This window comes from Candidatus Eisenbacteria bacterium, assembly GCA_020847735.1.
Classification (GTDB): Bacteria; Eisenbacteria; RBG-16-71-46; order RBG-16-71-46; family RBG-16-71-46; genus CAIXRL01.
Genome location: JADLBL010000023.1, coordinates 148,998 through 174,336, shown reverse-complemented (window position 1 = coordinate 174,336; position 25,339 = coordinate 148,998). Strand labels below are relative to the sequence as shown.

Genomic DNA, 25,339 nt, shown 5'->3' with positions numbered 1-25,339 from the left:
CGCGTCAGCGCCGTACCGTTTCGCAGAGCACGGACTGGCGGTCGTTGAAGACGACCCGCACGGGCTTCGCCGGTACGGGCGGCATCTCGAACTCGGTCACGGGCCCGCGGACCCAGACCCGCTGGCGCACGAACCTGCCGTCGCGGTAGTCGGCGCGCACGAACACCGGGAAGCGGAACGACGCGGGCACGCCACGCCGCTCGATGCGGCCGGCGACCCTCCACGCCCCGCCCGCGGGTTCCGCCTTCCAGGTGAACCGGCAGACGGGCACGTCGGTCCCGTAAACCCACTGGTCGAAGAACCAGCCCATGTCCTCTCCGACCGCACGTTCGACGGCGTCGCGGAAGTCCCGGGTCGTGGCCCTGCGCCCCGCGAAGCGCGTGTAGAAATCCTTCAGCATGCCGGCGAAGCGCCGGTCGTCGAGGTCGGTCGCGTCGTACAGATAGTTCCGCAGCATGTGCAGGACCCACGCGCCCTTCTGGTAGACGACGAGGCGGTAGTCCTCGGGGGTCGCGCTGGTGTACGTGCGCGTGCCCAGCCAGACGGGGCCCGCCTCGACGCCCCTGCCGAGCACGTAGCGGCGGTTCGACAGCAACTGGTCCCGCCAGGTCGCGAGAATCGCGTCGTAGTCCTTCGCGTCGTGCCGGACTTCCTGCAGGTACCAGAGGCTGCAGAAGTTGGCGAAGCCCTCGCGCAGCCAGGCGTCGTGGTAGGTCGCCGGCGCGAGCGCCAGACCGAACCACTGGTGCGACACCTCGTGAGCACGCACGACCTCGGGCGAGAACTCCGCCCCGGGCGGACGGGGCGCGCCACGGCGCATCATGTGCACGAGTCCCGGGTAGCTCTCGTAACGATCCAGCGGCGTCTCCACGGCGTTGAACTCCGGCGCGAGCGGCGGACCGAACTGGCGCTGGAAGAACCTGAACGCGAGCGCGACGTCGAAGGCGACCTGCCCGTCGTAATCCTTCGCCTCCGCCAGCGCCGGCAGCGTCTCGGTCCGCACCTGGCCGGCTCCCTCGACGTGGCGCAGCCACACCGTGAGGGGCGGCAACGAATCGTCCACCACCTTCGTGCCGCGCAGGAAGTTCACGTCGAAGGAAGCCCACGGAACCGGCAGGCGCAGGCGCCAGGTGGTGTGCAGCGTCGTGCCGTCGTCCCGCAGCGACGTGCGCTCGCCCGCCGAGATCAGCTGGATCTCGCGCGGCGAGTGGTACGTCAGGTCCCAGGTCGCGTCCGCCCCGTACCAGGGGCGCGGGTACCAGGAGCTCGAGAAGCGCGGAATCGCCCAGTCCGACTCGCGCTCGAACAGCCGTCCGTGGTAGCGCACCCGCAGAGTCGCGATGGAATCGGCCGCGATCGCGCGGTCGAGTCGGACCCAGACCATCGGGTTGCCGTCCTCCTCGAAGAACCGCTGCGTCCGGCCGGCGAGCGTGACCTCGTCCACGGTCAGCGGCTCGGGCAACTCGAGCCCGATCCAGGCGCGCGGCCGGTCGTGCGCGAGCAGGTCGAGGTCCGCGATCACGTCGCACCGCAGGTCGGTGGCGACCGTCACGTCCATCGCGTAGTGAACGGCTTCGTACGCCGGTCGCCGGTCGCGGCGCGTCGTGTCGGGGTCGCCCCGCGAGGGGAACGAGCTGACGAGCTCGGTGTTGTAGCGGCGCACCAGCGGACCCGCGCGGTCGCCGACCGGGCGCCGCTCGAGCACCACGCGCTCGGTGTAGTCGGGCACGAGCGAGAAGATCAGCGGGTCCTCGTTGCGCCGGTCGGTCATCAGCGCCCAGAAGAGACCGTTGTCGGCGCCATCGAGCAGCATCTGCGTCACCGGCAGCGGACGCGCGTACTCGAGCTTCGCCACCGTCAGGTAGGGAAACGCGGCCAGCCAGGCGCGGCGCAGCAGGCCGAGCGTGTCGGTCCGCAGGCGCAGCGCCGGAGCGAGTTCGGCCATCGTCGTGTCGGCGACGATCAGCACCAGCCGCTCGAACGAGCGGCGCACCAGCGTGTCCCCGTAAAAGCGCCGCAGCTGCTGGCGCTCGCCCTCGGGCCCGGGAGCGAAGCGGAACGAGCCCCGGCCGGTGAACACGGCCGCGACGTCGCGCCCGCCGAACGGCTCCGCCAGCGCGAGGCGGCCCTCCTCGAGCACGAGCGTGCCCGCGTCGCGCTCGATGCGCAGGTCGTGCACGTCCGCGATCCTGAGCGAGTCGGGGGACCATCGCGTGAACGCGCTCCAGAACCCGTCCCAGTCCGCGAACGGACTCGCCGCCCCGGCGGGCGCGGCGACCGCGAACCCGAACAGGACCGCCAGCGCGAGCGCCGTCCGCACGACCGGCCCGTTCCCGGCTACTTCGCCATCTCGCAGAGCACCGCGTCGAGGTCGTTGAACACGACGCCGGCCGGCTTTTGCGGCGACAGCGGAAGTTCGAACTCCGTGACGGGCCCGCGCACCCACACGCGCTGCCGCGAGTACCGCCCGTCGGCGAAGTCCACGCGCAGGAACACCGGATAGCGGAACGACTCGGGAACCCCGGTCTGCTCGATGCGGCCGGTCACCTTCCAGCGGTCGCCGGCCGGCTCGACCTTCCAGGCGAAGCGGCAGACCGGAACGTCGGCGCCGTAGACCCACTGCTCGAAGAACCAGCCCATGTCCTCGCCGGTCGCGCGCTCGACGGCGGCGCGGAAGTCCTCGGTGAACGCGCGCCGGCCGCGGAAGCGCGTGTAGAAGTCCCGCAGCATCCCGCGGAAGCGCGTCTCGCCGGGATCGGAGTCCTCGAGCAGGTAGTTGCGCAGCATGTGCAGCACCCACGCGCCCTTCGCATAGACGACCAGGCGGTAGTCCTCGGGTGTCGCGCTCGTGACCGAGCGGGTGCCGAGCCAGACCGGACCCGCCTTCTGCCCGCGGCCGAAGGCGAAGCGGCGGTTGGAAACGAGCTGGTCGCGCCACGACTCGAGCACCTTGAAATAGTTGCGGGCGTCCTTCCGCGACGCCTGCAGGTACCAGATGCTGCAGAAGTCGGCGAAGCCCTCCGACAGCCAGGCGTCGTGATAGGTCGCGTGATCCATGCCGAGCCCGAACCACTGGTGCGACACCTCGTGGGCGCGGAAGACGTCCGGCGTGTTTTCCGGTCCCGGCAGCATCTTGTCCTCGCGCATCATCAGGTGCACGAGCCCGGGGTAGGCCACGTACACCCACAGCGGCGTCTCGACGGCGTTGAACGAGGCCGCGAGCGGCGGACCGAGCTGCTCCTCGAAGAACTGGAAGGCGTGCGCGACGTCGAGCGCGGTTCGACGGTCGTGGTCCTTCGACCCGCGCAACCCGGCCAGCGTCGCGTCCTCGACCTGGCCGGCGCGTTCCACATGACGCAGCCACACGGTCAGCGGCGGCAGCGAGTCGCTCACGACGCGGATGCCGCGCAGGAAGCTCACGTCGAACGAGGCGGAAGCGGCCGGATGGCGCGTCCGCCATGTCGAGTGCCGGATCCCGCGATCCTCGCGGTCGCCCGTCTTTTCGCCGGAGCCGATGACCTGCAGCTCGCGCGGGTGGTGGAACGTCAGGTCCCAGGTCGCGAGCGAGCCGTACCAGGGTTCGGGGTACCAGCTGCTCGGGAAACGGTGATAGATCCAGTCGCCGCGGCGCTCGAACATCAGGCCGTGGTAGCGGACCTTCAGCGTGTCGGCGGCGCCTGGCTCGATCGCCCGGTCGAGGCGGACCCAGACCATCGGGTTCTCGGCCTCCTGGAAGAACGCCTGCTCGCGACCGCCGAGCGAGACGCGATCCAGCTTCAGCTCGGGCGGGAATCGCAGCCCGATCCACGCGCGCGGCCGGCCGTGCGCGAGCAGCGCGATGTCGGCGGTCACGGTGCTGGACAGGTCGCTCGTGAGCGTCACGTCGAGCGCGTAGTGAACCGCTTCGTATCCGGGCTGCAGGTCGCGGCGCAGCGTGTCCGGATCGCCGGCCGCGAAAGCCTGGCTGACCACTTCGGCGTTGTAGCGCCGCAGCAGCCCGGAGCGGTCGTCCTCCGGACGACGTTCGAGCACGACGCGTTCGGTGTAGTCGGGAACGATCGAGAAGAACAGCGGGTCCTCGTCGCGGCGATCGCTGATGTAGGACCAGAAGAGGCCGTTGTCGGCGCCGTCGAGCAGCATCTGCGCGACCGGCAGCGGCCGGGGGTGCTGGAGTCCCCGCACGGTCAGGTTGGGGAACGTGGCCTGCCACGCGCGGTCGAGCTCGCCCAGCGTGTCGGTGCGGAACTGCAGCGCCGGCATCAGCTCCGCGAACGTCGTGTCGGACACGATCAGCGTCAGCCGTCCGAACGGCCGCCGGAGCACCGGCGTCTCGTAGAAGCGCCGGAGCTGTTCGCGTTCGACCTTCGAGCGCGGCGCGAACACGAACGAGCCGCGCCCGACGAACACCGCCGCGACGCGGCGGCCGCCCAGCGGCTTCGCCAGCGCGAGCCGGCCCTCCTCGAGCACGAACGTGCCGGTCTCGCGCTGGAGCATCAGGCTGCGAACGTCGGCGATCTTCGAGGAATCGAGCGACCACGAGGTGAACGCGCCGTGGAACGAGCTCCAGTCCGGGAACGGCGAACCGGCGCGGGCCGGCGGTGCGGCGATCAGGAACAGGAACGCGATCAGCCAGTTCAAGCGACGAAACACGAGGCCTCCGGGCGAACGGGGACGGCGCGCCCAAGGTGCGACCGGAATGCGCCGCCGTCAATCGGCGCATGACCTCCGCGGCGGCTTCGGACACGACCGTCGCGCGATGACCGCGGCGCGGGCGCCGGGCGCCGGTTTGCTAGACTGCGCCCGGCCTTCCTCCCCGCCCGTCACCCGGAGCCCGCATTGCCCCCGATCCGTGACCGCGTCCCGCCGGCGCAGCGCCCGCGGAACACACACACGTGAGACGCTTGCTGCCCGCCGCCCTCGCGGCCCTGCTCGCACTGGTGCTGCTGCCCGGGCTGCGCTCGGTCGGGCCGCTCGACTGGCGCGAGGCGCGCGACGCGCGGGTGGTGGTCGAGTCGGAGACGAGCGGTGAATGGTACGGCCCGGTGTACGCGAACGAGCCGCTGTTCGAGAAGCCGCTCGCCGGCTACGCGCCGGATCTGATCGCGCGCCGCCTGCCGCCCGCCCGGTTCCGCCCGCCGCCCGCCGACGCGGGCGCGTCCCGCCTGGTGCGCGCGGCGCTGGCGGCGGCGCTGGCGCTCGTCGTCGCGGCGATCGGCACGCGCGCGTTCGGTGCGCGCGCGGGCTGGCTCGCGGCCTGCGCGCTGGCGAGCAGCCTCGGCCTGCCGCTCGCGGCCCGCGCCGACGGCGCGCAGCTGCTGGCGACGCTGTGCGGCTGGCTCGGCGCCGGCGGACTGCTGGCGGTCTCGCGCGGCCGCGCACGCGGCACCACGCTGACGCTGCTCGCGTCGTGGTTCGCGCTCGGCGCGGCGGCGGTCAGCGGCGGGCCGCTCTCGGCGCTCTGGCCCGTCGCCGGCGCGGGGCTGTACTTCGCGCTCGTCCGCTCGCGCGCCGGCTGGGGCGCGATCCGCCCCGCCGAGGGCCTGGCCATCGTCGCCGGCATCGCCCTGCCCTGGTACGGCATGATGACGGCGCTCTACGGTGGCGAGTTTCTCCGGCGCGCGTGGTGGTTTCCGTACGCGATCGAACCGCGGGGCGGCTGGCTCGCGGGCCCGCTGGTCGCGCTGTCGTTCACGGCGGTGATCGGCTTCCCGTGGACCGCGCTGCTCGGCGCGGCGCTGAGCGACGCCGCCGGCCGCGTGCGCGCCCGTCACGCCGCGGACCCCGCGGACCTGCGCGAGCCGGGGCACGCCGCGAGCTTCGTGCTCGCGCTCGGCTTCGCGGCCGCGGTGCCGCTCGCGCTCTGGCCGCAGCCGCCGCTGACCGGGGCGCTGCCCGTGCTGCCCGCGATCGCGCTGCTCTCGGGCCGGTTCCTCGACCGGGCGCTCGAGGGCGACGTGGACCGGCGGCACCTGACGCACTCCACCTGGCTGGCGGCGCTGCTCGGCACGATGACGGCCGTGCTCGGCGCGGTGCTCGCACTGCGTCTCGGGGACGCCGGCCACGGTCTGCGTCTTGCGGCGATCGTCGTGCTCGCGGCCTCGTGGGCGCCGCTGCTCGCGAACCTGGCCGGCCGCCGCCGACTCGCGGCGGCGCTGTTCGCGCTGCCCGTCGGGCTCGGCGCGCCGCTGGTGCTCGCGCGGGTGCTGCCGGAGATCGAACCGTGGCTGTCCACGCGGACCGTCGCGCGGGCGATGGCGGCCCGCTCGCCCGGGGACGCTCCGCTCGTGCTCGCGCAGGCGGCGCCGCCGACGCTGCGCCTGCTGCTGGATCGCAACCTCGTGGTCGCGCCGGATGTGACGCGCGGGCACGACACGGCGCCGGGCTTCGCGGCGGCCGATGGCTGGACGTACGTCGCGCTGCGCGACGCGCGCAAGCTCGGGGCGCTGCGGGCGGCCTGGCCGGTCGCGGAGACCCTGGCGCGCACGCCGTCGCTGGTGCTCGTGCGGGTGCGGACCGGGCGGCCGGCCGCCGGAGCGGCGCCGGCCGGAGAGGGGCCGCTCCCGGCCCCGTCCGAAGCGGCCGCGCCGCCAGTTCCGAATTCGTCCGCACCGGCCCGGCGCGCGGTGCTATAACCCGGTCCATGACGCTGGACCCCGAGATCAGCTGGCGCGCCTGGACGACGCGCGACCGCCGCTTCGACGGCGCCGTGTTCATGGGCGTCTCCTCGACCGGCATCTACTGCCGGCCCGTCTGCCCGGCCCGCCTGCCGGCCCGCCGCAACTGCACGTTCTTCGCCAGTGCCGCGGCGGCCGAGGCCGCGGGCTACCGTCCGTGCCTGCGCTGCCGGCCCGAAACGGCGCCGGGCTCGCCCGCCTGGCGCGGCACGTCCGCGCTCGTCCAGCGCGCGCTCCGGCTGATCGAGTCCGGCGCGATGGAGGACGGCTCGGTCGAGACGCTCGCGGAGCGGCTCGGCGTGACGTCGCGCTGGCTGCGCGGGCTGTTCGCCGAGCACGTCGGGGCCTCGCCGCTCGAGGTCGCGCTCACACGCCGCGTGCACTTCGCGCGGCGGCTGCTCGACGAGACCGGGCTTCCGGTCGCCGACGTCGCCGCCGCTTCGGGCTTCGCCAGCGCTCGCCGGCTGCGGGCGGCGTTCGGCCGCACGTTCCGCCGGGCGCCGGCCGATGTCCGGCGCGCGCCGCACGCGGGGCCTCCGGGCTCGCTCGCGCTGCGCCTGCCGGCGCGCGAACCGTTCGAGCCCGAGCCGCTGCTGGCGTTCCTTTCGGCGCGTGCGATCCCGGGTGTCGAGCAGGTCGAGGGCCGGGTGTACCGCCGCACGCTGGCCGCCGGCGACGCCGCGACGACCGTCGAGATCGAGGCCTCGCCGCGCGGGCTGGTGCTGCGCGTCGCCGGCGCCGCGCCCGCGACATTGCCCCGGCTCGTCGCGAAGGCCGCGAGAGTGTTCGATCTCGACGCCGACGCCGCGGCGATCTCCCGGCACCTCGCCCGCGACCCGCTGCTGCGGCGCGCGCTCGCCGGCCGCACGGTGCGCGTGCCGGGCGCGTGGGACGCGTTCGAGCTGGGCGTTCGCGCGCTGCTCGGCCAGCAGGTTTCGGTGGCGGCCGCGCGCACGCTCGCGGGCCGGCTGGTGCGCGCCTGCGGCACGGCGCTGTCCCGGCCGGAGGGCCCGCTCACGCACCGGTTTCCCTCACCGGCGGCGGTGGCGGCCGCGCCGCTCGACTCGCTCGGCCTGACGCGCGCGCGGGCGGCGGCGCTGCGCGGTTTCGCGCGCGCGGTGGCCGGCGGAACGCTCGAGCTGGACGCCTTCACCGGACCCGGCGACGCGCTCGAACGCCTGACCGCCCTGCCGGGCATCGGCGAGTGGACGGCTCAGTACCTGGCCATGCGGGCGCTCGGCGAGCCCGACGCGTTCCCGGCCGGCGACCTCGGCGTGCGCCGGGCGCTCGCCGCCGGCGGGGCCCTGCCCGCGGAACGCCAGGTGCTCGCGCGCGCCGAGGCGTGGCGGCCGTGGCGGGCCTACGCGACGCTGGCGCTGTGGCAGGGCGGGTCGCAAGGCGCCACCGCGAACACCCCATCGAGAAGGGCGAAGCCATGACGCTGTCGGTCTGCACCTTCGCAAGCCCCATCGGGCCGCTGTACGTGGTCGCGAACGATCGGGCCGTCGTCGGGCTCGAGTTCGCCGACGCCCTCGCGCGCCGCGACTCGCTGACGCGCCACCTGGAGCGCCGGCTGGGCCCGCACGCGCGTCGCGAGGCGGCCGACCCGGCCGGCGCCGCGACCCGCCTGGCGCGCTACTTCGCCGGCGAGAAGGACGCGCTCGACGAACAGCCGGTCGGCATTCTCGGCACGGAGTTCCAGGTCCGCGTCTGGTCCGCGCTGCGCCGGATCCCCGCGGGCTCGACCTGGACCTACTCGCAACTGGCCGCGCACCTCGGTCGGCCGGAGGCGCGCCGCGCGGTCGGCGCCGCCAACGGCGCGAACCCGATCGCGCTGTTCGTGCCCTGCCACCGCGTGATCGCCGCGGACCACACGCTGTGGGGATACGGCGGCGGGCTGGAGCGCAAGCGCTGGCTGCTCGCGCACGAAGGCGCGAGCTTCGCCGACCCGCGCGCGCAGGGCGAGCTGACCCTGGGCGGCGCCTGAGGCGCGGCTTGCCGCGGGACCGCCGGCTGCTCGCCTGGTCGAGCGATCACGTCGGGATGCCGCTGCCCGAAGGCCACCCCTTCCCCGTCGCCAAGTACGGGATGCTGCGCGAACTGCTGCTGCGCGAGGGCGTGCTCGCGGCGCAGGACGTGGCGCGCTCCGAGCCGGCGCCGATCGAGTGGCTGCTCGCCGCGCACGATCCGGCCTACGTCGAGCGCGCCTTCGCCGGCCGGTTCGACGCCGCCGAAATCCGGCGGCTCGGCCTGCCGTGGTCCGAGGGGCTCGTGGCGCGGGCGCGGGCGAGCGTCCACGGCACGGTCCTGGCGGCGCGCGCGGCGCTCGAACACGGCGTCGCCGGCAACCTCGCCGGCGGAACGCACCACGCCTTTCGCGATCGCGGCGAGGCCTACTGCCTGTTCAACGACCACGCGGTCGCGATCGCGCTGCTGCGCCGCGAAGGTCGCGTGCGCCGCCCGTTCGTCGTGGACCTCGACGTCCATCAGGGCAACGGCACCGCCGCCCTGTTCGCGGGCGACCGGGACGTCTTCACCTACTCGCTGCACGCGCGGCACAACTACCCGCTGCGCAAGGAGGCCGGATCGCTCGACGTCGAGCTGCCGGACGGCGCGGGCGACGACGAGCTGCTCGGCGCGCTCGAGCGCACGCTGCCCGCGGCGCTCGACCGTCACGCGCCCGACGTGGCGTTCTACCAGGCCGGCGTGGACGCCCTGCACGCCGACCGGCTCGGCCGCCTGCGCGCGACCCACGAGGGGCTCGCCGAACGGGACCGCCGCGTGTTCGCGTGGCTCGAATCGCGCGGCGTGCCCGTCGTCCTCACCGCAGGCGGCGGCTACGGCCGGCCGCTCGAGGCGACCGTCGAGGCGCACGCGAACGTCTGGCGCGCCGCGCGACTCGCGCTCGGCCGCCGCGCCACGCCGCCGCGCTGAGCCGCGGCGACGTCGCCGGCGTTGACGCCCGCGGGCGGGCGGCGCGGCACGGCGACGCGAACCCCCGCGCCGTTCGCCGTCGCGAGGGGCGTCGCGACGCGCGTCGCCGGCGTTGACGCGTTCGCGCACCGCGGCGACGCGAGCGAATTCGCTTGCGGCGCGCGGCCGGCGTGCGCATGGTGCGCGCGGCCCTGCCCCCGGGGAAGCGGGAGGAGGTGAGGAGAATGAAGCAGGGTCGGAGGTTCCTGGCGGTCGCGCTGGCGGCGCTGCTCGGCGGGCCGGTCGTCATGGCCGTTCGCGCCGAGGCGGCGACGAAGAAGCCGGTCGCCGCGGTGTCGGGCGCGAAGAAGAGCTACGCGTTCCGGCAGTTCACCGGCGTCGTCACGTCGCTCGACAAGAGCTCGCTGACGGTGGCCCGGTCCGGCAAGCTCGCGAAGACCGTCGTCTTCACGCGGCATGCCGAGATGAAGACGACCGGCGAGATCGAGAAGGACGCCCGCGTCACGGTGTACTACCGCGACGAGGGCGGCCAGCCGGTGGCGCACAAGGTGGTGGTCAAGGCCGCGCCGCTCGCGGCCTCGCGCTGACGAACGGCGCACGGGACGGGCCGGGCATCCGCGAGGACGCCCGGCCCGCCACGCTTCACGCCGTCGGCGCCGCCGCCGCCTGCGGACCCGCGGTCGCCGGCTCGTCGTCGGCGTGCGCGTCCACCAGGGCCCAGTCGGGCGACGCCGGGCCTTCGCCCACCTCGTGCCGGCGCCACAGGTAGTAGATGGCCGGGTAGACCAGCAGTTCGAGCAGGAACGAGGTCACCAGCCCGCCGACCATCGGCGCGGCGATGCGCTTCATGAGATCGGAGCCGGTCTCGGTGGACCACATGATCGGCAGCAGGCCCATGAACGCCGCCGCCACCGTCATCGCCTTGGGCCGGATCCGCTTGACCGCGCCGTGGATGATCGCCTCGACCAGATCGCCGGTCGTGCGCAGCCGGCCGTGCTCCTTCGCCTCGTCGTGCGAAAGGTCGAGGAACAGCAGCATGAACACTCCGGTCTCGGCGTCCAGGCCGGCCAGCGCGATGATGCCGACCCACACCGCGATGGACATGTTGTAGCCGAGCATCCACAGCAGCAGGACCGCGCCGATCAGCGAGAACGGCACCGCCAGCATCACCACCATGGACTTGAACGCGGACTTCGTGTTCAGGTAGAGCAGGCCGAAGATCAGCACGAGCGTGAGCGGCACGATGAACTTCATGCGCTCCGAGACGCGCAGCATGTTCTCGTACTGCCCGCTCCAGGCGAGCGCGTAGCCGGTCGGCAGTTTCACCTCGGCCGCGACCGCCTTCTTCGCGCGCTCGACGTAGCGGCCGATGTCGGTCTTCGCGACGTCGAAGTCCACGTAGACGTAGCCGGAGAGCAGCCCGTTCTCGTCGCGGATCATGGACGGTCCTTCGACGAGCTTGACGTCGGCGATCTCGGACATCGGGATCTGTCCGCGCCCGCCGGGCAGCGAAATCAGCACGCGCCTGAGCGCGCCGAGGTCCTCGCGGTAGTCGCGGGCGTAGCGCACGCTCACGCCGTAGCGCTCTCGGCCCTCGACCGTGGTCGTCTGGTTGTCGCCCCCGACCGCGGTCATGATCATCATGTTCGCGTCGTCCACCGTCAGGCCGTAGCGCGCAAGATGGTCGCGATCGAGCACGAAGTCCACGAAGTAGCCGCTCGCGACGCGCTCGGCGTACACGCTGCGGGTGTCCGGCACCTTCTGCAGCGCCGACTCGATCTCGAGTGCGGTCCGCTGGATCACCTGCAGGTCGGCGCCGCTCACCTTGATGCCGACCGGCGTGCGGATGCCCGTCGAAAGCATGTCGAGCCGCGCCTTGATCGGCATCGTCCAGGCGTTGCTGATCCCGGGCAGCCGCAGCGCCGCGTCCATCTCCTCGACGAGCTGCTCCTCGGAGATGCGGTCGCGCCAGACCGGCCGCAGCACGCCCTTCAGCCACTCCGGCGCCCAGCCCGAATACCAGCGCTTCCGTTCGCGCCACTGCGACTCCGGCTTGAGCAGGACCGTGGTCTCCATCATCGAGAGCGGAGCCGGGTCGGTGGGCGTGTCGGCGCGGCCCGCCTTGCCGAACACGGTCGCGACCTCCGGGAACGTCCGCAGCAGCTTGTCCTGCACCTGCAGCGCCTTCTGCGCCTCGGCGACGGACATGCCCGGCTGCACGGCCGACGGCATGTAAAGGAGCGAGCCCTCGTCGAGCGGCGGCATGAACTCCGAGCCGAGCGACAGGAAGACCGGAACCGTCGCCAGCACGAGCAGGCCGCTGGCGGCCACCGTCGCCTTCGCGTGCCGGACGACGAACCGGCAGGGACGCTCGTAGAGGCGGTGCAGCACGCGGCTGATGGGATGCCGCGATTCGGAATAGTAGCGGCCGACGAGCAGCGTCGTCGCCAGGCGCGCCAGCCAGCGCGGCCGGAAGGTGAACGGGTCGATGCGGGCGAACAGCATCCGCGTCGCCGGATTGAACGTGATGGCGAGGATCGCCGCGATCGCCATGGTCAGGTTCTTCGTGTAGGCGAGCGGCTTGAACAGCCGGCCTTCCTGGTCCACCAGCGTGAAGACCGGCAGGAACGCCACGGCGATGATCAGCAGCGAGAAGAACACCGACGGCCCGACCTCGAGCAGCGCCTGCAGCCGGACCTCGTGGAAGTCGCCCTTGCGGCCGCCGGCCTGCCAGCGGTGGATCTTGTTGTAGGCGTTCTCGACCTCGATGATCGCGCCGTCCACGAGCACGCCGATCGAGATGGCGATGCCCGCCATGGACAGCAGGTTGGCGTTGAGCCCCATCGCGTACATCGGGATGAACGCCAGCGCGACGCTGACCGGAATCGTCAGGATGGGCACGGTCGCGGACGGGATGTGCCACAGGAACAGCAGGATCACGAGCGCGACGATCAGCACTTCCTCGAGGATCTTGCTCTTCACCGTGTGGATCGCGCGGTGGATCAGCTCCGAGCGGTCGTACGTCGTGACCACCTCGACGCCGGCGGGCAGCGACGGCTTGAGCTCCTCGAGCTTCTCCTTGACGCGCTCGATGACGTTGAGGGCGTTCTCGCCCTGCCGCATCACGACGATGCCGCCGACCACGTCGCCCTCGCCGTTGTAGTCGGCGATGCCGCGCCGCATCTCGGGGCCGAGCACCACCGTCGCGACGTCCTTGATCTGGATGGGCGTTCCCTTCTCGGTCTTGAGCACCAGCTTCTCGAGGTCGCCGATGGATTTCACGTAGCCGCGGCCGCGCACCATGTACTCGCGCCCCGACAGCTCGACGAGCCGGCCGCCGACGTCGTTGTTGCCGCGGCGCACCGCCTCGACGACCGCCTCGAGCGGCAGCCCGTAGGCCGCCAGGCTCGCGGGATTCACCGTGACCTGGTACTGGCGCACCTGCCCGCCCACGGTCGCGACTTCGGCCACGCCGGGCACGCTCTGCACGGCGTAGCGCAGGAACCAGTCCTGGTAGCTGCGTAGTTCGTCCGTCGAGTGCCGGCCCGAGCGGTCCACGAGCGCGTACTGGAACACCCAGCCCACGCTGGTCGCGTCGGGGCCCAGCTCGGTCCTGACCCCCTCCGGCAGCCGCGCCGAGATCTTCGAGAGGTATTCGAGCACGCGGCTGCGGGCCCAGTAGATGTCGGTGCCGTCCTGGAAGACCACGTACACGTGGCTGAATCCGAAGTCCGAGAAGCCGCGGATGGCCTTGACCTTCGGCGCGCCCAGCAGCGAGGTGATGATCGGGTAGGTGACCTGGTCCTCGATGATGTCCGGGCTGCGGTCCCAGCGCGTGTAGACGATCACCTGCGTGTCGGAAAGATCCGGCAGCGCGTCGAGGGCGATGTGGTTCATCGTCCAGAACGAGATCACCAGCGCCACCAGCGTGGCGGCGATGACCAGGTAACGGTTCTCGGCCGAGAAGCGGATGATCCGCCGGATCATGGCTGCTTCCCGGCCATCGCCGCGAGCGAGGCGCGCAGCTGCGACTCGGAATCCACGAGGAAGTTCGCCCGCGTCACGACCTCCTGGCCGGCTTCGAGCGAGCCGCGGACCTCGACCTCGGTGCCGCTGCGCACCCCGAGCTGGACCTCGCGCGGCGCGAACCGGCCCTCGCCGAGCGCGACGAACACGACGTCGCGCGTGCCGGTGTGGATGACCGCGTCGGCGGGAATGATCAGGCCTTCGCGGTCGCGGCCCTCGAGAACGACCTCGCCGAACATCTCCGGCTTGAGCACGCCGCCCGGGTTGGGAAAGTGCATGTGCACCTTCGCCGTGCGCGTCGCCGCGTCCAGCAGCGGATCAATGAACGCCACCATGCCGCGGAAGGTCCGGCCCGGATAGGCCTTCAGCGTCAGGACCGCCGGCATGTCCACACGCACGCTGGCCAGGTCGCCTTCGTAGGCGTCGGCCATGACCCAGACCTCGCCGAGATCGGTGATCTCGTACGGCGTGTCGCCGGGCTTGAGGCTCGCGCCCTGCACGACGTTCTTGGCCGTGACCACGCCGCCGATCGGCGAGAGGAACGTCAGCGTGCGCGAGGGCGAGCGCGACTGCTCGAGCCGGCGGATCTCCTCCGGCGGCACGTCCCACAGCTCGAGCTTGCGGCGCGCCGCCTCGACGAGCGCCGGACCGTCGTCGTCCGCGGAGCCCGCGCCCGCGAGCGCGTCGCGGGTCTTGAGCGCGAGGACGTACTCGTTCTCGGCCGCCAGCAGCGAGGGGCTGTAGAGCGAGAACAGCGGCTCGCCGCGCCGCACCGGCTGGCCCACGAAGTCCACGTACAGCTTCTCGACGTAGCCCTCGACCTTGACGTTCGTGCGGCGGACCCGCGTCGGGTCCACCTCGACGCGCCCGACGGTGCGCCAGCTTCCCGACAGCGTGCCGCTCAGGACCGGCGCGGTGTGCAGACCGATGAGCTGCTGGCGCGCGGGATCGATCGTCACGGTCGCGAGCCCGTCCACCTTCACGTTCTCCGACTGCATCTCGTCCGCGTAGACGGGAAGGTAATCCATCCCCATCTCGTCCTTGCGCGGCGTGTGCGAGGTCTGCAGCGGATCCATCGGCGAGCGGTAGAAGAGGATCTTGCGCTCCGGCGTTCCCGCCTCGGCGTCGGCCTTCGCCTCGCCGTGCACCTCGACCAGCTTCATCCCGCAGATCGGGCAGTCGCCCGGATGGTCCGACGTGATGGTCGGGTGCATCGGGCACTGGTAGAGCGGCTTCTCGGCCGCGGCCTTCCCGCTCGCCGGCGCGGGCGCCTTCGCCGGCTGGCGCATCGCCAGCCAGGTCGCGCCGACTCCCAGCGCCACCCCGGCGACGATCAGCACGGTGGCCAGCGTCGCGGTGCGCGCCACTCCGCCCCTGCGGGCGGCCGGCGCTCCGGTTTCGTTCGGTTCGTCGTTCACGGGATCCTCCGTCCTACATCCTGGGCATGGCCGACGCGCCGGACGCGGCGGCCGGGGCGGGCGATGCGCCGCCGGCGGACGCGGGCGCGCCGCTCAAGCCGCCGGCGCCGGGCATCGGCCCGCCGCCCAGGCCGCCGGCCGCGGGGCCGGCGATGGGTTCGAGACTCAGTTCGCGCCGCGCGATGTCCACGCGCTGCGTGGTCGCGACCGATTCGTAGTAGCCGGCGAGGTCGCCGAGCCAGCCTTCGAGCGCCTCGAGCACCGAGGCGAAGGGCACGCGCCCGACCCGGTACTGGGCCATCGTGCTGGAGACCGTCGCCTCCGACTGGACGAGGAGCCCGGCGCGGTAGAGCCGGTTCGTCTCGAGCAGCGCGGTCAGCGCGCCGCGCCTTTCCTCGAGCCGCTGCCGCAGCGTCCGCCGCACGGCTTCCGCACCGCTCTCGGCCACCTGCTCGCGCAGGCGCGACTCGCGCACCGCTCGGGACTGCTTGCCCGCCGCCCACAGCGGCAGCGGCAGCGAAACGCCCGCCTGCCACATCGGCTCGAACGCCCCTCCGCGCGGCATCACGCCGCCGCTCAGGGTGAGGTCGGGGAAGTAGTCGCGGCGCGCGAGCGTGACCAGCGCCCGTGACTGCTCGAGGCCGAGCCTGGCGCGGCGCAACTCGGGGCTGCGCGCTTCCGCGTCCGCCTCCGCCGCCGCCGAGTCGGGCAGCAGCGGGTCGTCGAGATCTCCGAGCGACAGCGTCGTCGCCAGCGGCGCGTTCGCGGGGCGGCCGCTCGCGCGGTCGAGCTCGGCCAGGCTGCGCCGCTCCTCGGCGATCAGCGCCCAGCGCTGCTGGCGCAGCCGGCTGCGCTCGAGCTGCGCGCGCAGGATGTCGGACTGCGCCCCTTCGCCGGTTTCGTAGCGCGAACGCGAGAGCCCCTCGGCCTGCGCCCACACGGTCTCGAGCCGCGCGAGGATCGCGAGCCGGTCGCGGGCGAGCAGCAGGTCCACGTACGCGCGCTCGACGTCCGCCCGCGCCGTGAGCCGCGCGCGTTCGAGGTCGGCTTCCGCCTGCTCCGCGCCCAGCGACTGCGCGCGTCCCCGCAGGCCGCGCTTGCCGGGCCATGGAAAGGTCTGCGCGCCCGCGACCGTCCAGTAGCTCGTTTCCATCTCGCCGATCATCAGGCGCTCGAAGCCGTCGTTCTGCAGGCTCAGCGACAGCACCGGGTCGGGCAGGGCGCGCGCCTGGGGCACGCGCTCGGCCTCGGCCTTCGCCGCCGCCTGCGCCTGCGCGACCTCGGGGCGATTCGCGAGCGCTTCGCGCACCAGCCCCGCGAGCAGCGAGTCGCGCGTCAGCTCGACGCCCGCCGCCGCGACCGCGGGGGAGGCGATCGCGACGACGAGCAGCGCCAGCAGGCCGCGAAGCGGCCCGCGCCACCGATTGTCTGAGGAGGGCATCACGACCTCCGGTTCACTGGACGACGATCTTGCCGGCGATCATGTCCATCGCGCAGGCGTAGCGGATCGTACCCGCCTTCTTCGGCGTGAAGCGCACCTCGACCGTCTTGCCCAGGGGCAGCGGCCGCTGGATGCCGTAGTCCTTGAGGACGATCTCGGTCGCGCACGTCCCCTCGGCCTTGCGCGTGACGACGAGCCGCACGGGACGGTCGGCGAACACGCGCACCGCCGCGGGCTCGAAGCCCTTCTTGGTCACGGTGAGGACGACCTTCTGTTCCCGCGCCGGCGCGGGCGCCGCGCTCGCGAGGGCGAGCGAACCGGCGGTGGCGGCGAGCGCGAGCGTGAGCGTGAGGATCCGGGTCATGGGCTTCATGGCCTGCTCCTTCAAGGTATGGGTTCGACCGCGAACGGCCGGTGCGATGAAGACGTGGAAATCGCGAAGCGTCGGAACGAGTGGCCGCCCTCCGGCCGCGCGGGTGGAGCGGGGCGCGGGCCGGGTGGAACCGCCGGGCGGTCCGACCCGGTTCAGGGCGCCAACGTGCGTGGCGTCCTCACCGGGCTGCAGACGTCGCTTCGGGCGGTCCCTTACGCGCGCGGGGGCGCGCGCGAGCCGGCCGCCGAAAGGGGCGGCGCGCAGCCTGGCGCGAGGACGTCGCCGGGACGGGGCGGCGCGGGCGCCGTGGCGGGCGCCACGGCGAGCTGCGCGGTGACGAGCACCGCGGCGAGCGCCTGGAAGCCGGTCGCGGCCGGAGGATGCAGCTCGGGCGCCGCGGCGGTCGTGACCTGGACGCAGCACGGTCGCGTGCTCTCGTGCGGCGCCGGGGACTGGGGCGCCGGATGCCGCAGCGGGCTGTCCGCGGCGTTCGCGGCGGCGGCCTTCACGCAGCACTGGTGCGCAAGCGACGTGGACTTGCCGGGCGCGCACTGCACGACCATGCACACCTGCGCGCCGAACAGCAGCGCCAGTGTGCTCACGATCGCGAAGAAACGAAAGCCCTGGGTGCGCATGGAAGTCCCCGTGGTTCGCAACGACGCCGCGCAGGGTGCCGCGCGGCGGCGGTTCGCGCAAGGGATTATCGCGGGGCCGCGGGCGGCGGTTGTCTGTGCCGCGTCAGGTCTCCGCCCCGGTTCTCGGCGTTCGCGCGCCGCGTCTGGAGCGCGGCGTCGCCGCCGGCGACCCGCCGGGGCTTCGAAGGGCCCGTTCCGCCCGACAATTGACCCGGCCTGAACCGCCCGCGGGCCCGCTTGCGCGCGCCCGTCCGTCGGCTACCCTGCGCGCTTCACCTCGTCCGGCGCATCGCCAGTCCCCGAGGGGCGCGAACGCGCCGCCGCCCTCGCGGGCCCTCGCCCGCGGAAGCAAGGAGCCTCGTGAAGAACCCCGGATCGCTCGCCCGCGCCCTCGTGCTGCTGCTGCTGATCGCGGCGTTCGCGGCGTTCGTATGGCCCACGCGCTGGCGTTACGACCACATGACGGTGGACGGCGACTTCGTGCCCGTGCGCATTGACCGATTCACCGGCGACGCCGACATGCTCGTGCCCGACAGCGGCTGGATCCCGGTCGAGGCCGGGAGCGACCCGCAGCCCGGCGCATCCGCGAGCCGGGCCGGCTGACGCGCATGGCGCCTTCGCGCCTGCGTGCGTCGGCCGCAGCGAAAGTGCTGGCGCGCCTCGAGGCGATCCGCTTCGAGTTCGGTCCCCGCTTCGCGCGCGAACGCCGCGCGCTGCTCGCGCGCGCCGCGCGCACGCGGCACCGGCGTGCGCGCGACCTCCTGCGGCTGCACGAGTGCCTCGTGCTGGCGCGCGCCTATCCCGACGATCGCGCCACGCTCGCGCGGGTCGAGCGGCTGCTGCGGAGCTTCGCGAAGCGCGCCGACCTGGCGCGCCACCGGCGCGCGCTGGCCGGCAGCGGCATCGCCGGCACGCTCACGCGCTACCGCTTCTTCGCCCCGACCGCGCTGCGGCTCGCGCGGCTGTGGCCCGGGCGCCTCACCTACGATTGGAACGAGTGGGACGACCCGGCCCGGCTCGAGGAGCTGCTGTCGCTGCTCGCCGTGCACGGCGAATCGCCCGCGCTCGACGAGTACGACCTCGGCGTGCGCGGCTGGCTCGCGCGCATGAAGGGCCCGCGCGAGGGCGACGCCGCGTTCGTGATGCGGCGTCTTGCCGCGCGCGTTCGCGACCCGTTCGTGTTCGAGAAGCTGGTGGACGGCATGGACGCGCCGATGGCGCTGGCCGCCGGCCCGGGCGGCCCCTCGCGCACGCTCGCGAAGTGGCGGCAGGCGAAGATCCGCTTCCAGCGCGGGCCGCTGCGCCGCGACCGGCCCGACCTGCGCGCCGAGCTCGCGCGGGCGCCGCTCTCGGTCCGGGAGCTTTCGGCGCGCGAGGGCGGGCGCTTCGTGGCGATGGCGGGCGAAGCCATGGTGACGCGCGCGCGCGACCTCGACGCGTTCGCCTACGCCGACCCGCGCGACGTGCGGCTCGTGGACTGCGGCGACGGGCTCGTGTTCGCGTGCCTCGGGCTGCTGCCCGAGCGGCGGCTGCTGATCGAGTCGGTGTACGGCTTCCTCACCCTGCGCAACGGCGTGCCGACCGGTTACGTGCTGACCAGCACGCTCTATCGCAGCGCCGAAATCGCCTACAACATCTTCGAGACGAATCGCGGCGGCGAGGCCGCGGCCGTGTACGGCCGCGTGCTGGCGATGACGCGACATCTGTTCGGCGCGGACAGCTTCGTCGTGACCCCCTACCAGCTCGGCGGCGCCGGCAACGAGGAGGGCCTCGCGAGCGGCGCCTGGTGGTTCTACCGCAAGCTCGGCTTCGCGCCGCGCGCCGCCTGGGCGCGCCGCGCCATGCGCGCCGAGGAGGCGAGCCTCGCGCGCCATCCCGGGCGCCGCTCGGGCCGCCGCTTTCTCGCGCGCATCGCCGAGGAGAACGTCCACTGGCACGCGGGGGCGGCCCGCTCCGACGTGCTCGGCGTGCTGCCGCTCGCCAAAGCCGGCTTCGCCGTCACCGACTACCTGGCGAGGCGCTTCGGCGGTGAGGGCGACCGCGGCGCCGCGGTGTGCGCCCGCGAGGCCGCCGCGCTGCTGGGCGCAGGCCCCGGCCGCGGCTGGACCGCGGGCGAGCGCCTCGCGTGGGAGCGCTGGGCCCCGCTCGCGCTGCTCCTGCCGGGCGTGAAGCGCTGGAGCGCCGCCGAGCGGCTCGCGCTCGCGGCCGTGATGCGCGCCAAGGGCGGCCGCCGCGAGAGCGACTTCGTGCGGGCCTTCGACGCCCACCCGAAGCTCGGGGCGGCGGTGGCGCGGGTGGCGAAAGGCGCGAGGGCGTGAATCGCGGGGCCGCCGCGGGCGCGCCGCCCGCGCCACGCTACAGGATCGTCTTGCCCAGCGCGCTCTGTGCCAGTTCGGCGGCGAGCACCCCGGTCATGTTCTGGGTGTCGAGCACCGGGTTCACCTCGACCAGGTCCATGGCCACGATGTTGGCGCGGTCGGCGAACATCTCCATGGCCAGGTGCGCCTCGCGGTAGCTGATGCCGCCCCAGACGGGCGTGCCCGTGCCGGGCGCGTCCTCGGGGTCCACGACGTCGAGGTCGAACGACAGGTGGATGCCCGCCGTGCCGTCGCTCGCCAGGCGGATCGCCTCGTCGAGCACGTCGCGCATCCCGCGCTCGTCGAGGTCGCGCATCGTGTAGCAGGTGACGCCGCTCTTCTTGAGGAAGTCGCGCTCGCCCGGGTCGAGGTCGCGGATGCCGATGAGCACGGCGTTGCGGGTCTGCACCTTCGGCGCGCGGCCGCCGAGATGCACCAGCTCCTGGTCTCCGAAGCCGAGCGAGACCGCCAGCGCCATGCCGTGGATGTTGCCGCTCGGCGTCGTCTCGGGCGTGTTCGCGTCGCCGTGTGCGTCGAACCAGATGAGGCCGATGGACTCGTCGCGGCGCGCGTACCAGTTGGTCGAGCCGGCCACGGAGCCGATGGCGATGCTGTGATCCCCGCCCAGCACCAGCGGCATGCGGCCCTCTTCCAGGCAGCGGTCCACCGACTTCATCAGTCCGGTGCACGCCGCGAGGATCGGCTGCTTGTAGCGCAGCCGGCCGGTGCCGACTTTCTGGGTCTCGGGGATCATGACGTCGAGGTCGCCGTAGTCCACGACCTTGTGGCCGAGGTCCTCGAGCCGCTTCTCGAGGTCGCCGATGCGGATGGCGGAAGGGCCCATGTCCACGCCGCGGCGGCCCGCGCCGAGGTCAATGGGCACTCCGATGATGCCGATGTTGCGTCGCTTGCGTCCCATGAGGTCGGAAAGGCTACACGCCGGGCGCAGGCGCGGCAATGCGGCCCGCGGAGAGGGTCAGGGAGCACCCTTCTGACCGCGTTCGAGCAGCGAAGGGACCACCGGCCGGGCGGCGAAGCGGCCGCCGGTCGGACGACGCCTTCCTTTCGCTTGCGTCCCGCCGCGTGACGCGCTCTAGTAGCAGGCGATGCGCTCCGCCCTCGCAAGGATCGCGGTGCCGGCGCTCGCGTTGCTGCTGACGGGGGCGGACGACCCGACCCGATTCGCCCTGCCGCCCTCGCCGCCGCCGTTCGCGCTGCCGGCGGACAGCGTGCTGTTCTCCGACGACTTCTCGGGCGGGCTCGGCAAATGGGCGCCGGACTCGGTGACCGCCTGGTCGGCGTGGCGCCACATGCTGCGGGCCGACCTGCCCGACAGGAAGCAGGCGCGATCCTTCCTGTTCGCGGGCAGCGAGGAATGGCGCGACTACGCCCTCGACTTCGACGTCTGCGGCATGCGCGGCGTGGACAAGGGCGGGGCCATCCGGGTGCTCGGCACCGCCGGCTTCGCGGTGGACCTGCGCGGCGGCGGCTACCAGGACATCGTCGCCCACATCCGCGAGTGGCCGGTCGGCAGGGCGAGGGTCACCAACGCGAACGCCACCTGGAGCCACGTGCGGATCGAGGCGAAGGGCGACCGCTTCCGCGTGTACGTGAACGGCGATCTCAGGATTCAGCGCTCCGACGCGCGCCGTCCCAACGGCCGCATCGCGCTCGCCGCGTACACCGGCGGCGTCGGCAAGTTCACCGCCTACTACGACAACGTGGTGGTGACGCTGCTCAAGTGAGCGCGGGGCGCGCCGGCGAAGGCCGGAGCGCGGACTCCGGCAGGCTCACGCTCCCGCGCGCCGCCCGGCGAGCAGCCGCAGGCCGTTCAGGATGACGACCACCGTGCTGCCCTCGTGCCCCGACACCGCGACCGGCAGCTTGAGCTGGCCCATCGGCAGGTGCTGGCCGGCGAACACCCACACCACCAGCGCCAGCATGACCCCCGTGGCGATCACCAGGTTCTGCAGGACGACCCGGTTGGCGCGCTGCGCGAGCCGCAGCGCGTAGGGTAGCGCGGTCAGGTCGTCGGCCATGAGCACGACGTCGGCGCTTTCCATGGCGACGTCGCTGCCGATGCCGCCCATCGCCACCCCGACGGTGGCGCGCGCCAGCGCCGGCGCGTCGTTCACACCGTCGCCGAGCATCGCGACCGGACCGTGCCGCTGCTCGAGCTCGGCGATCACACGGACCTTGCCTTCGGGCAGCAGCTGGCCGAAGCGCTCGTCCACGCCGGTGCGCTCGGCGACCGCCTCGACGGTCCGGGCGTTGTCGCCCGAGAGCATGGCGACGTGCGCGATGCCGAGTCCGCGCAGGTTCTTCACGACCGCGGCCGCCGCCGGCCGCTGCTCGTCGGCCGCCGCGATCACGCCCCACGACCCCTGGCGATGCACGAGCATCGCGGTCTTGGCGTCGGCGGCCAGCGCCCGCGCGCGTTCGATCGCCTCGGGCGGAATCCCGATGCCGAGCGAGTCGAACAGCTCGGGCGTCCCGACCTCGGTCGTCCGGCCGTCCCGGGACGCGACCAGGCCCTTGCCGGGATGGTTCACCATCTGCTGCGCGGGCTCGAACGCGATGCCGCGCGACTCCGCGGCGCGCACCACCGCCTGCGCCAGCGGGTGCGGCGAGCGCTTCTCGGCGGCGGCGGCTACCGCCAGCAGCTCCCGCTCGCCCGCGCCGCCCAGCGCGACGACGTCCGTCACCTCGAAACGCCCGCGCGTCAGCGTGCCCGTCTTGTCGAACGCCACCACCCGCACGCGGCCGAGCGCCTCGATGCTGCGGCCGCCCTTGAACAGGATGCCGTTGCGGGCGGCGTTCGCGATCGCCGACAGGATCGTGGCCGGGGTGGCGATCACCAGCGCGCACGGCGAGGCGACGACCAGCAGCGTCATCGCGCGGTACACCGACGCGCGCCACGGCTCGCCCAGCAGCAGCGGCGGAAGGAACAGCATGAGCGCCGCGCCGGCCATGACCGCGATCGTGTAGTAGCGGCCCACCCACTCGGCGGCTTCCTCGGTCTTCGACTTCTGCTTCTGCGCCTCCTGCACGAGCGCGACAATGCGCGCGATCGCGCTGTTCGCGGCGACGCGCGTGGCCATCAGCTCGAGCGCCCCGAGCTGGTTGAGCGTGCCCGCGAAGACCTTGTCGCCCGGGTTCTTCGCGACCGGCATGGACTCGCCGGTCAGGCTGCTCTGGTCCGCGAGCGACGTTCCGAGCGTGACGCTGCCGTCCACGGGGAAGGCTTCGCCGGGTTTCACGATCACGGTCTCGCCGACCTGCACGGCCTCGGCTTCGACCTCGATCTCGCGGCCCTCGCGGCGCACCAGCGCGCGGGCGGGGCGCAGCTTGAGCAGCGCGCGCAGGGCGCTGCGCGTGCGCCCCATCGTGTAGACCTCGAGCGTGTTGCTGAGCGAGAACAGGAACATCAGGACCGCGGCCTCGAACACGTAGCCGATCGCTGCCGCGCCCGCGGCCGACAGGATCATCAGCAGGTTGACGTCGAACTCGAGCCGGCGAAGGGCCGCGAAGGTGCTGCGCGCGGCGAACCAGCCGCCGGTCACGGCCGCGACGTGATAGAGCGCCTGCGACCCGGGGTTCCCGGGCGGGAGCAGCCGCTCGGCCGCGATGCCGGCCAGCAGGCTGGTCAGGCACACGCCGGTCAGAACGGCCATGGCCCGGCCGCGCGCGCGACGCATCTCCTCCTGCTGCGAGAGCGGCGCGCCCCACGGCTTCGCTCCCGCGAGCGGCCGCACCACCTCGACGCCGTCCCCCTCGGCGTCGCGGCGGGACAGTCCCACGCGCCCGGGCGTGGCGACGGCGCGATAGCGCGCGTGGTCCTCGCCCGAGAGATGCCCGAAGCGCAGGGCGCACTCCGCGCACGCCTCGAGCGACTCGCGCTTCTCGCACGCCGTGACGCGCTGGGCGAACAGCGCGCCCACGTCGTCCGCGAACGAGTTCAGCTGTTCGGGCGAAACCTCGCGCGGCTCGTAGCGCACGGTGAGCGTGCTCTGGCGGAAGTCCGCTTCGATGGCGAGCACGCCCGGCCAGTCGCGCAGGCGGTGGGCGAGCAGCTCGATGCAGCCTTCGCGGCCGGCGGCGACGGGCAGGTGCGCGGCGCCCGGCGCGAGCGCCGCCGCGCCCGCGAAGGCCGCGCCCTTGAAGTCGTTGGGGCTCATGGCGGGCGCAAGATACACCGCGCCGCGCGGGCGCGGCCACGCCGCCCGCCGCCCCGGCGGCCTTCCCCGTGCGCCGGGCGCTCATGCGGCCCGAACCCGGAGCCGATACCCTGCGGGTCATGTTCCGTCCGTCCTGCTTGGAGCCGACGAACACGAGCGCGAAGCGCGCGGTCCGGCCGCGCGCCACGCTGGCGTCGCTGCTGGTCGCGGCGCTGGCCGCGCTCCTCGCGCCCGGCTGCTCGAAGTCGCCGAGCGCGCCACCCGCTTCGGGTCCGGCGCGTTCGTGGGCGATGGGCTTCGCGGGCATTCCCCCTGTGCCCGACGAAGCCGTCGCGATCGCCACCATTGACCTGTGGTCGCGGCGCGCGGACACGGCCATTCAGCACGCTTCGGTGCCGTGGGACTCGCTGCTCGCCGGCATGCCGGCCGACACCATCGTGCGCCGGCTCGAGCTGCCGCTCATGCGCTACTACCGGCTCGGCAAGGGTCTCAAGATCGTCTACGAGATCGACCCCACCAACGGCCTGAACCGCGGCGCCGAGGATCCGGCGCTCGTGCGCCTCGGGCGCAGCATTTCCGAACCGCAGGTGCAGGCCGCCTACCGCGCCTGGGCGGCCGCGATCGACACCATCGTGCACCCCGACTGGCTCGGGCTCGCGTGCGAGACGAACCTCGTGCGTCTCGCCGCGCCGCCCTCGCTCTACGCGGCGCTCGGCACGCTCGCGCGCTCGACCGCCGAGTCGCTCTCGGCGATGCACTCGCGCCGGCCCTCGCTGCCGAGGCCGGTGCTCTACAGCAGCGTGCAGGTCGAGACCGCGTGGGGGCGCCTCGGAGGCGGCGGCGCCTACGTCGGCATCGCCACCGACCTCGCCGACTTCCCGTTCTCGCAGGTGCTGGGGCTCTCCTCGTACCCCTACCTCGGCGGCTTCGCCGAGCCGGAGGAGATCCCGCTCGATTACTTCTCGCGCATCGCCACCGACGCCGCCCGGCCCGTCATGGTCGTCGAGGGCGGCTGGCCGACGCAGTCGTACGCGACCTACGTCACTTCGGCCGCGGAACAGGCGCGCTGGGTCCGCCGCCAGGCGCAACTGCTCGACGCGGCCCGCGCGATCGGCTGGTACGGCCTGGAGTTCGCGGACCTCGCGCTCTCGCAGTGGCCCGGCACGGTGGACCCGTCGCTGCGGCTGTTCGCCTCGATCGGATTCGTGGACAGCGCGCTCACGCCCAAGCCGAGCCTGGCGACCTGGGACAGCCTGTTCGCGCGGCCGCTGGCGCCGTAGGCGTCCTTCGCGCGGCACGGATC

The 25,339-nt window shown here is 73.3% G+C and carries 18 protein-coding genes; 9 read left to right on the top strand and 9 right to left on the bottom strand.

The window, feature by feature from the left end:
• Positions 1 to 4: 4 nt before the first annotated feature.
• Positions 5 to 2,320, bottom strand: a complete 2,316-nt coding sequence (locus tag IT347_12770; protein ID MCC6350453.1) for a hypothetical protein — start codon at positions 2,318 to 2,320, stop codon at positions 5 to 7.
• Between the two features lie 17 nt (positions 2,321 to 2,337).
• Positions 2,338 to 4,650, bottom strand: a complete 2,313-nt coding sequence (locus IT347_12765; protein ID MCC6350452.1) for a hypothetical protein — start codon at positions 4,648 to 4,650, stop codon at positions 2,338 to 2,340.
• A gap of 242 nt (positions 4,651 to 4,892) precedes the next feature.
• On the opposite strand from IT347_12765, the gene IT347_12760 reads away from it, so the two are divergent.
• From IT347_12760 to IT347_12740, 5 genes are all read left to right on the top strand, one after another.
• Positions 4,893 to 6,632, top strand: coding sequence for a hypothetical protein (locus IT347_12760; GenBank protein MCC6350451.1), 1,740 nt, complete (start codon positions 4,893 to 4,895; stop codon positions 6,630 to 6,632).
• Positions 6,633 to 6,640: 8 nt separating this feature from the next.
• Positions 6,641 to 8,113: a DNA-3-methyladenine glycosylase 2 family protein gene (locus tag IT347_12755; protein MCC6350450.1), complete on the top strand. Its 1,473-nt coding sequence runs from the start codon at positions 6,641 to 6,643 to the stop codon at positions 8,111 to 8,113.
• Positions 8,110 to 8,661 (top strand): methylated-DNA--[protein]-cysteine S-methyltransferase, encoded by a 552-nt coding sequence (locus IT347_12750; protein ID MCC6350449.1) that lies wholly within the window; start codon positions 8,110 to 8,112, stop codon positions 8,659 to 8,661. Before IT347_12755 ends, IT347_12750 begins: the two co-directional genes overlap by 4 nt.
• 56 nt (positions 8,662 to 8,717) lie before the next feature.
• Positions 8,718 to 9,608 carry a histone deacetylase gene (locus tag IT347_12745; protein ID MCC6350448.1) on the top strand — a complete coding sequence of 297 codons (891 nt, stop codon included), beginning with the start codon at positions 8,718 to 8,720 and terminating at the stop codon, positions 9,606 to 9,608.
• 224 nt (positions 9,609 to 9,832) lie between these two features.
• Positions 9,833 to 10,195 (top strand): hypothetical protein, encoded by a 363-nt coding sequence (locus IT347_12740; GenBank protein ID MCC6350447.1) that lies wholly within the window; start codon positions 9,833 to 9,835, stop codon positions 10,193 to 10,195.
• A gap of 55 nt (positions 10,196 to 10,250) precedes the next feature.
• Here IT347_12740 and IT347_12735 read toward each other — a convergent pair whose 3' ends face one another.
• The 5 genes from IT347_12735 to IT347_12715 all read right to left on the bottom strand — a co-directional run bounded on the left by IT347_12735 (position 10,251) and on the right by IT347_12715 (position 17,501).
• Entirely contained in the window at positions 10,251 to 13,595 is a 3,345-nt protein-coding gene (locus tag IT347_12735; protein ID MCC6350446.1) for an efflux RND transporter permease subunit, read from the bottom strand.
• Complete coding sequence (locus IT347_12730; protein ID MCC6350445.1) at positions 13,592 to 14,923, bottom strand: efflux RND transporter periplasmic adaptor subunit; 1,332 nt, start codon at positions 14,921 to 14,923, stop codon at positions 13,592 to 13,594. Before IT347_12730 ends, IT347_12735 begins: the two co-directional genes overlap by 4 nt.
• Before the next feature lie 142 nt (positions 14,924 to 15,065).
• On the bottom strand, positions 15,066 to 16,493 hold the full coding sequence (locus tag IT347_12725; protein ID MCC6350444.1) for a TolC family protein: 1,428 nt from the start codon (positions 16,491 to 16,493) through the stop codon (positions 15,066 to 15,068).
• A gap of 13 nt (positions 16,494 to 16,506) precedes the next feature.
• Positions 16,507 to 16,857, bottom strand: coding sequence for a cupredoxin domain-containing protein (locus IT347_12720; protein MCC6350443.1), 351 nt, complete (start codon positions 16,855 to 16,857; stop codon positions 16,507 to 16,509).
• A 221-nt stretch (positions 16,858 to 17,078) separates the two neighbouring features.
• The gene (locus IT347_12715) at positions 17,079 to 17,501 is read right to left on the bottom strand and encodes a hypothetical protein (protein ID MCC6350442.1); all 423 of its coding nucleotides are present in this window, start codon (positions 17,499 to 17,501) and stop codon (positions 17,079 to 17,081) included.
• Between the two features lie 360 nt (positions 17,502 to 17,861).
• Here IT347_12715 and IT347_12710 point away from each other — a divergent pair, with 360 nt between their 5' ends.
• Together IT347_12710 and IT347_12705 are read left to right on the top strand one after the other, a co-directional pair.
• Positions 17,862 to 18,104 carry a hypothetical protein gene (locus tag IT347_12710; protein ID MCC6350441.1) on the top strand — a complete coding sequence of 81 codons (243 nt, stop codon included), beginning with the start codon at positions 17,862 to 17,864 and terminating at the stop codon, positions 18,102 to 18,104.
• A 5-nt stretch (positions 18,105 to 18,109) separates the two neighbouring features.
• Positions 18,110 to 19,819, top strand: coding sequence for a hypothetical protein (locus IT347_12705; GenBank protein ID MCC6350440.1), 1,710 nt, complete (start codon positions 18,110 to 18,112; stop codon positions 19,817 to 19,819).
• 37 nt (positions 19,820 to 19,856) lie between these two features.
• Here the strand turns inward: IT347_12705 and rocF are convergent, their stop codons facing one another.
• The gene (rocF, locus tag IT347_12700) at positions 19,857 to 20,777 is read right to left on the bottom strand and encodes an arginase (GenBank protein MCC6350439.1); all 921 of its coding nucleotides are present in this window, start codon (positions 20,775 to 20,777) and stop codon (positions 19,857 to 19,859) included.
• Positions 20,778 to 20,964: 187 nt separating this feature from the next.
• Here rocF and IT347_12695 point away from each other — a divergent pair, with 187 nt between their 5' ends.
• Positions 20,965 to 21,603 (top strand): hypothetical protein, encoded by a 639-nt coding sequence (locus IT347_12695; protein MCC6350438.1) that lies wholly within the window; start codon positions 20,965 to 20,967, stop codon positions 21,601 to 21,603.
• 45 nt (positions 21,604 to 21,648) lie between these two features.
• On the opposite strand, the gene cadA is transcribed toward IT347_12695, so the two are convergent.
• Positions 21,649 to 24,036, bottom strand: coding sequence for a cadmium-translocating P-type ATPase (cadA, locus tag IT347_12690; GenBank protein MCC6350437.1), 2,388 nt, complete (start codon positions 24,034 to 24,036; stop codon positions 21,649 to 21,651).
• Between the two features lie 119 nt (positions 24,037 to 24,155).
• Here cadA and IT347_12685 point away from each other — a divergent pair, with 119 nt between their 5' ends.
• Positions 24,156 to 25,316 carry a hypothetical protein gene (locus tag IT347_12685; GenBank protein ID MCC6350436.1) on the top strand — a complete coding sequence of 387 codons (1,161 nt, stop codon included), beginning with the start codon at positions 24,156 to 24,158 and terminating at the stop codon, positions 25,314 to 25,316.
• Positions 25,317 to 25,339: the final 23 nt, after the last annotated feature.